The organism is Clostridium sp. (assembly GCF_026168755.1).
Classification (GTDB): domain Bacteria; phylum Bacillota; class Clostridia; order Clostridiales; family Clostridiaceae; genus Clostridium.
Window position 1 is genome coordinate 1 of the sequence record NZ_JAPFDR010000066.1, and the last position, 11,929, is coordinate 11,929.

The window sequence follows — 11,929 nt, forward strand, 5'->3', positions numbered from 1 at the left end:
ATTTTATTTTTGCCTCCGATACCGAAGGTCTTTTTGTCATATCCAATTTTTAAATTTTAGTTGATATTACAACGTTATTTTTTAATTATTATTAAAAATTAGCCATAGGCTATTTTTTCATACGAAACTTTACACTATCAGATATTTAGTAGTTTTTAGTTAGAAGTCAGGAGTTTTATCTACAACTCCCAACTCATAACTTCTAATTCCTAACTACTTTAAGTAATCTTGATAGTTATCTTGCGTAATCTTTACATAATCAATCCAAATATACTTACCATCAGTTACTTCATATCCTACTGTATCTTTATTTATCTCTTTTCCTTGTGCTGCAGCTATAGCTACATTTATAGTTGCTTTACCTTGATTTTCTGCATCATTTAATACTGTTCCTAAAAGAGATCCATCTTTCATAGCTTGAAGTGCAGGTGCAGTTGCATCAACACCAACTACAGGAATATATTTAGATGCATCACCTTTGTTATAACCTTCAGCCTTTAATGCTTCAATTGCACCTAAAGCCATATCATCATTATTACAAAGAACTGCTTCAATCTTATCTAACCCTTGTCCAGTTATAAAAGCTTTCATAAGATCTGTAGCCTTAGCCTTGTCCCACATAGCTGTATCAGCAGCAAGTTTTTCAGCTTTAAATCCACCATCTTCAATAGCTTTTATAGAATACTCTGTACGTAATGTAGCATCTTGATGACCTGGTTCTCCTTGTAGCATTACATATTGAATTACACCATCACCATTTTTATCAGCTTCAGGATTTGCTTTAAAGTAATCTACAATAATTTCTCCTGATTGAGTTCCTGATTGTTCAGCTTTTGCTCCAACATACCAAACTTTATCATAATTTTGCATATCAGCTTCTTCAGGTTCACGATTTAAGAATACTATTGGTAAATCTTTAGCCTTTGCCTTTTCTATTATTGGTCCTGCTGCTGTTCTATCAACTGCATTAACAGCTAAAGCATTAACTCCTTTAGTTATAAATGTATCAACTTGTTCATTTTGTGTTGGTTGCTTATTTTGAGAGTCAACTAACTCTATTTTCACGCCTTCAGCATCTGATTGTTTTTCCATTGCAGTACGTACGCCAGTCATAAATGTATCATCAAATTTATATATTGCGGATCCAATTAATATGTTGCTATTACTTTGACTCTTTGACTCATCTGTAGCTTCAGATTTTTTTGTATCAGCATTATCACTTCCTGAATTACTACACCCTGTCATAACACCTCCAATCATAGTTGCTACAACTATCATTGGTAATAATTTTTTTAATTTTATCATATTCAATCCCTCCAAAATCTTCCCTTTTTATATGTTTAATTTTTACAATTTTATTATAACGTTTTCATAAACTTTAACCCATATAAAATTCTTTTGAAAACTATCGAAATTCTTCTGAATTTTTATAATAACTAAAAAAAGTTACATAATATATTCATATAAATATACACGTAACTTTTAAATATTAAAATACTAATATTTTTTTATAATTTTCCCTCTAAAAGATTATTATATTTCCTCATAATATTTCTTAAAATTTTATTATTAACATCAAATTTTATATCATCAACTTGAGATATTGGTAATATAGCAACTGAAGTTCCTGAAATAAATATTGACTCTAAATCCCTTATTTCTGTAGCTTTTATTTCTTTTTCTTCTACTTCTACACCTAATTCTTCTGCTATTTTAAATATTTTATCTCTTGTAATTCCTCTAAGTACTGCTTCACCCTTAGCTGTTATAAGCTTTTTATCCTTTATTCCAAAAAAGTTTGATTTACTTCCCTCTGTAATAAAACCATTTCTATCTACTAAAAGAGCTTCATGAGCATTAGCTTCCTTCATTTTTTCTGCAATTTTCGCTCTAAATTCTGTACTAACTATCTTTAAATTAGGATTTTCTCTTTCACCATAATAAAGAATAACTTTTACTCCTTTTTCATAATATTCTTCAGCAGGATAAGAATGCATTATATAATATATTTTTAAATTACCATTGCTTATATTATATGTAATCTTTATATTTCCAATAGCATTATCATTATTTTTAATAACTTTAATTATTAAACTTTCTATCTCCTCTTCACTATATGGAAATTCTTTATTTATAAGTTTAAATGACTTTTGCATCCTAGATAAGTGTTCATTTAAAAACACTGGCTTTCCATTAACAACTCTTAAAACTTCATATATTATCTTTTCCTTATAATCTTCATCAGTAAAATCATTAATAGGATATATTATTCCATTATTTAAGTAAAATTTATTTATCGCTTCCATTAATATTACACCTCCTTTGAAGATTATTTATTTCCATCTTAAAATTTCTATTTCATGTTTCTTTTTATAATTAATTAAATATGGATTTCCAACAAGATCTAATAATGGTTTATCTGACAATGAGTCTGAAAACATATATGAATTTTTAAAATCTACTTTTATATTTTTTTCTTTTAAAACCTCATTTAATCTCCTAACTTTTTCTTCACCCTTACAGTTGTTACCATGCATTTTTCTTATAAATTTTCCACCTTCAAATCTAAACTTAGTTCCAATTATTAAATCTACTTCTTTTATTGCATAAAATTCCTTAACATAGAACTCTGGTGAAGCTGATATAAGTATTACCATATATCCTTCTTTTTTTAATTTTTTTATCATATCTACTGCATCTTTATAAAGTATTTTACTTATTCTTTCATCATAAAATGACTTAGTAAGTTTAGCTAACTCTGCTTCATCTATATTTTCTATAAACTTTAAAAAACACTCTTTAACTCTTCTTTCATCATAAACTTTTACTCCATACATTAATCCTGAATATAATGCTCTTGGTAAAAACTTTATATTTTTTATATCTTTAGATATAAGATATTTAAAAAACTCCATTAATGTTTCTTTTCTTGTTATTGTATAATCTATATCAAATATCGCTAGTTTTTCCACTTATTTTCCTCCAAAATTTTTAGTTAAAAGTTACTAATTCTCAAGTAATAGTTAAATAACAAAACCTTCTTCTTCAATTTCATCCTTAGCTACTAACTATAACCTAATAACCTCTAATTATATAAAGGCTGAGCATTATATATGCCTCAGCCCATTTTTATTTATTTTAACTTATTAACAAATTTATTAATTCTTTCTAAACCTTTTTCAATTAACTCCATTGAAGTTGCATAAGATACTCTTACATAGTTATCTAATCCAAACGCTTTTCCTGGAATAACTGCTACTTTTTCTTTTTCTAATAACTTATCAGAAAAATCCATTGAATCATTAATTTTTTCTCCATTAATTTCTTTCCCTAAGCATTCATCAATATTTATCATAATATAAAATGCACCTTGCGGCTTAATTATGCTTAAGTTATTCATTTCTTCTAAAGTCTTAGCCATATAGTTTCTTCTTCTCTCAAACTCAAAAATCATTTCTTTAACTTTATCCTGTGGTCCATTTAAAGCTTCAACAGCTGCATATTGAGTTATAGAGCAAACATTAGATGTCATATGACTTTGAATATTAGTCATAAGCTTCGCTATTTTTTCTGTTGCTCCACAATATCCTAATCTCCATCCAGTCATAGCATAAGACTTAGATAATCCATTTATAACAATAGTTCTTTCATAAGCATCATGAGAAACACTAGCAATACTTACATGACTTTCTCCATCATATATTAACTTTTCATACATTTCATCAGAAACTATTATAAGATCATATTTTTTTGCAAACTCTGCTATTTCTATTAATTCGTCTTTATTATAAATAGTTCCTGTTGGATTATTAGGTGTATTTAATATAATAGCTTTAGTCTTTTCTGTAACTGCTTTTTCTAAATTTTCTTTAGTAAACTTATAAGAAGATGTTTCATCACTTTCTACAAATACGGCCTTTCCATCTGCTAATCTTATAAGTTCAGGGTAACTAACCCAATAAGGATTTGGAACAATTACCTCATCACCAGGGTTTAATATTGCTAAAAATACATTTGCAAGTGATTGTTTAGCTCCTGTAGATACTACTATTTGTGATGGTTTATATATTAGACCATTGTCTTCTTTAAACTTCTTACATATAGCTTCTCTTAATGGAAGTATTCCATTTACATTGGTATATTTTGTATTACCTTCTTGCATTGCTTTTATAGCCGCATTAATTATATTTTCTGGAGTATTAAAATCTGGTTCACCTGCCCCAAAACTAATTACATCAATTCCTTTTTCTTTCATTTCTTTAGCCTTTGCTGTTATTGCCAAAGTTACTGACGCTTCGATTCTTTGTGCTTTTCTTGATAATTCCATTGACTTGCCCCCATTATCTCTTATTAAATTTAATAAACTTTTCTAAATACTCTTCATTTAATCCATAACTACCTATAGATAAATTATCATATCCTAAAGTTCTACCGTGATAATCACTTCCTCCACTTATGCATAACTTATACTTTTTAGCTAAATTAAAAAATTTATTTATGTCATTCTGAGAATGACTTGGATGATATACCTCTATTCCTTTAAGTCCAAAACACCTTAATTCTTTTAAAATATTCTCGACTTCTATTTTTCTATATATTTGACCTGGATGAGCTAAAATAGCTACTCCACCTGACTTATTAATTACATCTATACAATCTCTATAGTTTAACCTGAATCCTTTAACATATCCTGGTTTTCCTTGAACTAAAAAACTTCTAAATGCACTTTTATAATTATCAAAATACCCCTTTCTAACCATTGCATTTGCTACATGGCTTCTTCCTACAGTTGAATCTATATCTATTGCTAAATCTTCTAAATCTAGTTTAATATCATGTTTTTTTAACTTAAATAATATATCTTCAACTCTTTTCATTCTTTGAGTATTTAATTCATCTACAACTTCTTGTAATTTTTTATTATCAATATCCATAAAATATCCAAGTATATGTAATTCCATTTCTCTAAATTCAGTACTAAGCTCTATTCCTGGAATTATATTTACCTCTTTATAGTTATTTTTAGTAACATACTGTGATGCTATAGAATCATGATCTGTTATAGATATGTATTTAATATTATCTTTTATTGCTGAATCAATTATTTCTTCTGGACTTTTTATTCCATCAGAATAATTTGAATGAATATGTAAATCTGCATACTTCATCTTATTCACCTTTTCTTTTTAAGTGAAATTTTCATTTATACCTTTTACTTAGTTTAAGTTAATTATCAATTTGTTATTCTAACTTACGATATAATATTAAAAAACCAAGTAATATTTCCCATAATAAAAATATATCACCTTAGTTATGAAATGTAAATTGAAAACATTGAATTAAATTCTCAATAACACTAAGTAAATAAAAAAAAGAGATTATACAAATTACTCTGCATAACCTCCTTAAATATTACTCGTCAGCTAAAACGTTAGTATAATATTCTGTTACTTTATCAAATTCAGCTTCCTCTGGAACTATAAGTTCTCCTTCTTCAGTTGATCTGAATAAGTAAACTGATTCATCTTCTGGATTTTGAGCTAATACATATTCATTTTCTTCAAATTCAAATGCATCAACTATTGGGCAAGATATAACATTTCCATTATCATCTTCTAAATCAACAACAAAGTGTTCATGTTCGTGTTCTCCACATCCACAGTTATCTCCACATCCGTGGTTATCATGATCGTGTCCACATCCGCAGCCTTCGCCGCATTTATTTAATTCATTTTCCATTTTACATTCCTCCTTAAATAATAAGTTAAACAATTTAATTCTAAAATAAATATATAAATTAATATTGCTCAAACTTAACTAGTCTTTATAATTGTACCCTTATTCTTAGGAAAATAAAAGAAAAATATATTTTTTTTATAAAATTTTAAAATATTTTTTTAAATTATGCATAAAAAAGGGGCTTCACTTTTAGTGTTGTATAACATTAAAGCTTTAACCCCTTTTTTATTAATTTATCTATTCTTGATTAGCAAGTTTTCTATAGTTTTCTAATCTTTCCATTGCATCTTCTTGAGTCTTCTCAAATAAAGCATCTGCTGCTTCTGGGAACGCCTTAGCTAATGAAGCATATCTAACTTCTCCCATTAGGAATTCTCTAAAGTCTCCCTTAGGTTCTCTTGAATCTAAGCTAAATGGATTCTTAGTTCCCTTTAATGTTGGATTATATCTATATAATGCCCAATATCCGCAATCTACAGCTTTCTTAGCTTCTGATTGTGAATTAGTCATTCCTGCTTTAATACCATGGTTAATACATGGAGCATAAGCAATTATTAATGATGGTCCATCATAAGCTTCTGCTTCAGCTATAGCCTTAAGAGTTTGATTTTTGTCTGCTCCCATAGAGATTTGAGCAACATATACATAACCATAGCTCATAGCCATCATTCCTAAATCTTTCTTCTTAGTTCTCTTACCAGAAGCAGCAAATTTAGCAATTGCAGCTGTTGGTGTAGATTTAGAAGATTGTCCACCAGTATTTGAGTAAACTTCTGTGTCAAATACTAATACATTTACATTTTCTCCTGATGCAAGTACATGGTCAAGTCCACCGTATCCGATGTCATATGCCCAACCATCTCCACCAAAGATCCATTGAGATCTCTTAACGAAGAATTCTTTATCATTTAAAATAGTCTTAGCTATTTCAGCATCACAATTTTCAAGTGCAGTAACTAAAGCATTTGCTCTTTCTCTAGTTCCAACGCTTTCTTCTCTATTTTCTAACCAATCTTTTAATACAGCTTTAGTTTCATCAGATATATCACTTTCTAATGCAACTTTTACATTATCAGCAATTCTATCTCTTATAGCCTTAACTCCTAAGAACATACCTAAACCATATTCAGCATTATCTTCAAATAATGAATTTGCCCAAGCTGGACCATGTCCATTATGGTTAACTGTATATGGAGTTGCAGGAGCTGATCCTCCCCAAATTGAAGAACATCCTGTAGCATTTGCTACCATCATTCTATCACCAAATAATTGAGTTACAAGCTTAGCATATGGAGTTTCTCCACAACCTGCACAAGCACCTGAAAACTCAAGAAGTGGTTGTTCAAATTGGCTACCTTTTAATGTATTCTTATTCATTGGATTTTTCTTAGCAGATACTTCTGTTGTTGCATAATCCCATGCATCTATTTGATCATGTTGACTATCTTGTGGTTTCATAACTAAAGCTTTGTTCTTAGCTGGACATACTTCAGCACAGTTTCCACATCCAGTACAATCAAGTGGAGTAACTCCAATTGAGAATTTATATGGAGCTTCTGTCTTTAATGCCTTAGCATCAGTAGTCTTCATTGAAGCAGGTGCTTTCTCAGCTTCTTCACCAGTTAATAAGAATGGTCTTATTGCAGCATGAGGACATACTACTGAACATTGATTACATTGAATGCAGTTTTCTGGTATCCATTCAGGAACATTAATTGCAATTCCTCTCTTTTCATATGCAGCTGTACCAGCCATGAAAGTACCATCTTCCATATTATGTTTAACAAATGTTGAAACTGGTAAATCAAAACCTTCTTGTCTATTCATAGGGTCAACTATTTCTTTAATAAATGCAGGAACTTCTTTTGTAGCTGCAACTTCAGTATCTACTGCATCTACCCATGTTGCTGGTACATCTATCTTAACAATAGCTCCAACACCAGCATCAATAGCAGCATTATTCATATTAACAACTTTTTCACCTTTTTTACCATATGATGTAACAACTGCTTGCTTTAAGTATGCTATAGCTTCATCAACTGGAATTATATTAGCAAGTTTAAAGAATGCAGCTTGCATTATCATGTTAATTCTTCCACCAAGACCAATTTCTTGAGCTATCTTAACAGCATTTAATGTATAGAATTCTATATTCTTTTCAGCTATAGTTCTCTTCATTTCTGCTGGTAATTTTTCATCTAATTCTTCTGGTGTCCAAATTGTATTTAATAAGAATTTACCGTTATTCTTTAATCCATCTAATACGTTATATTTATAAACATATGATTGATTGTGACATGCTACAAAATCAGCCTTATCTATTAAATATGGTGATTTAATTGGCTTCTTACCAAATCTTAAGTGAGAAACTGTTATACCACCTGATTTTTTAGAGTCATATGAAAAATATCCTTGAGCATACATATCAGTATGATCACCGATAATCTTAATAGCGCTCTTATTAGCACCAACAGTACCATCTGAACCTAATCCCCAGAACTTACAAGCTTTAGTTCCTTCTGGTGTAGCATCTATATCTTCTACTGTTTCAAGTGAAGTAAATGTTACATCATCAACTATACCAATTGTAAATCCATTTTTAGGCTCGTCCTTAGATAAATTAGCATAAACTGCAGCTATATCTGAAGGGTTTGGATCTTTTGAACCTAATCCATATCTACCACCAACTATAACTGGCACATTTGCTTTACCTGCAAAAGCACTTACTACATCTAAGTATAATGGTTCACCAATTGAACCTGGTTCTTTCGTTCTATCTAATACTGCAATTTTCTTAACTGTATCAGGAATTGCAGCTAATAATTTTTCTATTGAGAATGGTCTATAAAGTCTAACCTTTACAACACCAACCTTTTCTCCTCTAGCATTTAAATAATCTACAGTTTCTTCAGCAACGTCTGTTCCTGAGCCCATTGCAATAATTACTCTATCAGCGTCTGGAGCTCCATAATAATCAAAACAATGATATTCTCTTCCTGTTAATTTAGTTATTTCTGCCATATACCCTTCGACTACTTCTGGAATATCATCATAGAATCTGTTTACAGCTTCTCTTGTTTGGAAATATATATCTGGATTTTGAGCTGTACCTCTAGTTACTGGGTGATCTGGATTTAATGCATTCTTTCTAAATTCATTAACAGCTTCCCAGTCAACTAACTTAGCTAATTCATCATATTCTAATACTTCAATTTTTTGTATCTCATGAGATGTTCTAAATCCATCAAAGAAGTTCATAAATGGAATTCTAGTTTTAATTGCAGTTAAATGTGCAACTGCAGATAAATCCATAACTTCTTGAACTGAACCTTCAGCAAGCATAGCAAAACCAGTTTGTCTAGCTGCCATAACATCTTGATGATCTCCAAATATATTTAATGAAGATGTTGCTAATGCTCTAGCAGATACATGTATAACCCCTGGAAGTCTTTCTCCAGATATCTTATACATATTAGGAATCATTAATAATAAACCTTGTGAAGCTGTATATGTAGTAGTATAAGCCCCAGCCTGTAATGATCCATGAACAGCTCCTGCTGCTCCTCCCTCTGATTGCATTTCCATAACCTTTACTGGTTGTCCAAAAATATTCTTTCTACCTTGTGCAACCCACTCATCAACATGTTCTGCCATTGGTGATGATGGAGTTATTGGATAAATAGCAGTTACTTCTGTAAACGCATATGAAACGTGTGCAGCAGCAGTGTTACCATCCATAGTCTTCATTTTTCTCATCTTGTCTACCTCCGCTTCCCTTTTTTTAAAATTAAGCATATAAATAATATGGTATATATCAAATTAAACTATATTTAATTTCAAATATACCATTGTTGCTTACATAAAATGTATATATAATTTATTTACTTATTAGATATGAAAGAAATTAAAATTACTTATCTAAACTTAATAATTTTCCTAGCTCTTTAGCTTTTCTTAAATCATCCTGTTCTACAGAATCTTTAACTGCTAATTTTCCTAAAACTTTAAATCCACAATCCTCCATATTTCTTTCCCATTTATCAATAAATTTTGTATCACGCCATCCACATGATCCAAATAATACTAAAGGTTTATTTCTAATTTCTAATTCCTTTAATCTATTAATAAACGGCTTCATATCTATTTCCTCAATATCATCGTTTATCATTGCAGGGCTTCCCAATGCTACTGCATCTGCTTGTAAAACATCTTGAATAGACGCATCTGCCACATGCTTTGTTTCAATTTCTACATCTCCTATACTAGCTCCTTCGCATATAGCATTGGCTATAATTTCAACATTTCCACCATTACTCCAATATATTATTGAAACTTTTTTCATTTTCGCACCTCTTCTACTTTTGTTTGGTTTATTATGCTAGTTTTTCCATCAATTTCATTATATAACACTAAAAAATTTTTTCAAGTTCTTTACATCTATATTTTAAAATTTATTTTCATGAAAACGGTTATATAGTAAATTATTTTTTCTTTATACTATTCATTATTACACTTATAATTGCATCAACACCATTTTTCATTTCACTATTACTCATATTTTTCACTAAGTCATTTTTTCTTAATTGTAATTCTGAAAGCTTTTCAATCAAATTATGCTTTTCTATCATTTCGTCTTCATCTAAAACTAATGAATATCCCTCTTTTACAAAAGAATTTGCATTTAGTATTTGATCTCCTCTACTGCTTTTTTTAGATAAAGGTATTAATAGTGTTGGCTTTTTTAATGCTAATAATTCAAATATAACATTTGCTCCCGCTCTAGAAATTATAAAATCAGCATATTTAAGCAAATGTGGTAAATCTTCTTTAACATACTCAAACTGTTTATATCCCTCTAATCCATTTAATGATTTATCTAAGTTACCTTTTCCACATATGTGAATAACATTAAAATTCCTTAGTATTTCATTAATATGATATCTAACTTCATCATTTATATTTTTTGCACCTAAACTACCACCTATAACTAAAATTGCATCTTTATCATTTTTAAAGTTACAAATTTCTTTTCCTCTTATTCTGCTTCCCTTTAATATTTCTTCCCTTATAGGAGTACCTGTTAATTCACCTTTACCATCTTTTATATACTTTAAGCTTTCTCTAAAAGTTACACATAACTTATCACAAAATGGTGCAGATAATTTATTTGCAAGCCCTGGTGTTAAATCTGACTCATGAGATACTACCGGTATCTTTTTCATTGATGCAGCTATAACTACTGGTACAGCAACAAATCCACCCTTTGAGAAAATAACATCTGGCTTTTCTTTTGATAAAATTTTACTTGCTTGTAAAACTCCTTTCATAACCTTAAATGGATCTGAAAAATTCTTCATATCAAAATATCTTCTTAACTTTCCTGATGAAATTGAATAATAAGGTATACCTGCATCACCTATAATCTCCTTTTCAATTCCTTCATAACTTCCTATATACTTTATTTCAAAATCCTTCTCTTTTAATTTTGGAACTAAAGCTAAGTTTGGAGTTACATGTCCTGCTGTTCCCCCGCCAGTCATTATAATCTTATACTTACTCATTAAAACACCTCATTGATTATTAATGTATCTATATTAATTATATTTATTAAAATAATATAGTTTTACACAATTTTTTAATCTTTATCTTAATCATTTTTATTAAGATTTTAACCAAATTTCAACTCTTAATTCTGAAATTTATCTAATATTCACCAAATTTAAGTTGTAAATAGTTAATCATCCCTATATATTCTACCACTAACCCAGTATTTTTCCACCTTTTCCTCTAATTTAATATAATACAAACTGTCCAATTGGATAAGCTATTAACATAAAGATATAAGGAGGTGAATTTAAATGGCACAAAACTTAGTACCAGAAGCTAAAGATAAATTAGCTAAATTCAAAAACCAAGTTTCTAATGAAATGGGCGTTCCTTTCACAGACTATAATGGTAACCTTACTTCTAAGCAATGCGGTAGCGTTGGTGGAGAAATGGTTAAACGTATGGTTGAACAATACGAAAACGGATTGAAGTAATAACTTTCCAAAATAAATATCCACCAGCTAAGCTGGTGGTTTTTCATGAGCCCTATAAGGGCAAATTACTAGCTTGCGTCTTAAGACGCATAAATTGGTCCAGCAGCCGCATTTTATTTTACTTGCTACCCTTAAAAGGGTCGTTATAC

Annotated in this window: 10 protein-coding genes; 1 reads left to right on the forward strand and 9 read right to left on the reverse strand. The window is 29.7% G+C overall.

All coding sequences use genetic code 11. The features are described 5' to 3' along the window. Positions 1–213: 213 nt before the first annotated feature. The 9 genes from Q0Y03_RS14195 to Q0Y03_RS14235 all read right to left on the reverse strand — a co-directional run bounded on the left by Q0Y03_RS14195 (position 214) and on the right by Q0Y03_RS14235 (position 11,300). Entirely contained in the window at positions 214–1,305 is a 1,092-nt protein-coding gene (locus Q0Y03_RS14195; RefSeq protein WP_297714464.1) for a galactose ABC transporter substrate-binding protein, read from the reverse strand. Positions 1,306–1,508: 203 nt separating this feature from the next. Then, positions 1,509–2,306, reverse strand: coding sequence for an aminotransferase class IV (locus Q0Y03_RS14200; protein WP_297714465.1), 798 nt, complete (start codon positions 2,304–2,306; stop codon positions 1,509–1,511). Positions 2,307–2,333: 27 nt separating this feature from the next. Further along, the gene (locus Q0Y03_RS14205) at positions 2,334–2,972 is read right to left on the reverse strand and encodes an HAD-IB family hydrolase (RefSeq protein WP_297714466.1); all 639 of its coding nucleotides are present in this window, start codon (positions 2,970–2,972) and stop codon (positions 2,334–2,336) included. Positions 2,973–3,133: 161 nt separating this feature from the next. Then, positions 3,134–4,327, reverse strand: coding sequence for a pyridoxal phosphate-dependent aminotransferase (locus Q0Y03_RS14210; protein ID WP_297714467.1), 1,194 nt, complete (start codon positions 4,325–4,327; stop codon positions 3,134–3,136). A gap of 13 nt (positions 4,328–4,340) precedes the next feature. After that, the gene (locus tag Q0Y03_RS14215) at positions 4,341–5,168 is read right to left on the reverse strand and encodes a PHP domain-containing protein (RefSeq protein WP_297714468.1); all 828 of its coding nucleotides are present in this window, start codon (positions 5,166–5,168) and stop codon (positions 4,341–4,343) included. A 244-nt stretch (positions 5,169–5,412) separates the two neighbouring features. Further along, a complete protein-coding gene (locus Q0Y03_RS14220; RefSeq protein ID WP_297714469.1) occupies positions 5,413–5,739 on the reverse strand; it encodes a DUF1292 domain-containing protein in 327 nt (108 codons plus the stop codon). Between the two features lie 237 nt (positions 5,740–5,976). Continuing rightward, positions 5,977–9,495 (reverse strand): pyruvate:ferredoxin (flavodoxin) oxidoreductase, encoded by a 3,519-nt coding sequence (gene nifJ / locus Q0Y03_RS14225; protein ID WP_297714470.1) that lies wholly within the window; start codon positions 9,493–9,495, stop codon positions 5,977–5,979. A 154-nt stretch (positions 9,496–9,649) separates the two neighbouring features. Beyond that, positions 9,650–10,081, reverse strand: coding sequence for a flavodoxin domain-containing protein (locus Q0Y03_RS14230; RefSeq protein WP_294141846.1), 432 nt, complete (start codon positions 10,079–10,081; stop codon positions 9,650–9,652). Between the two features lie 139 nt (positions 10,082–10,220). Then, positions 10,221–11,300 carry an undecaprenyldiphospho-muramoylpentapeptide beta-N-acetylglucosaminyltransferase gene (locus Q0Y03_RS14235; protein ID WP_297714471.1) on the reverse strand — a complete coding sequence of 360 codons (1,080 nt, stop codon included), beginning with the start codon at positions 11,298–11,300 and terminating at the stop codon, positions 10,221–10,223. A 297-nt stretch (positions 11,301–11,597) separates the two neighbouring features. Here Q0Y03_RS14235 and Q0Y03_RS14240 point away from each other — a divergent pair, with 297 nt between their 5' ends. Beyond that, on the forward strand, positions 11,598–11,780 hold the full coding sequence (locus Q0Y03_RS14240; protein WP_297714472.1) for an alpha/beta-type small acid-soluble spore protein: 183 nt from the start codon (positions 11,598–11,600) through the stop codon (positions 11,778–11,780). Positions 11,781–11,929 lie beyond the last annotated feature (149 nt).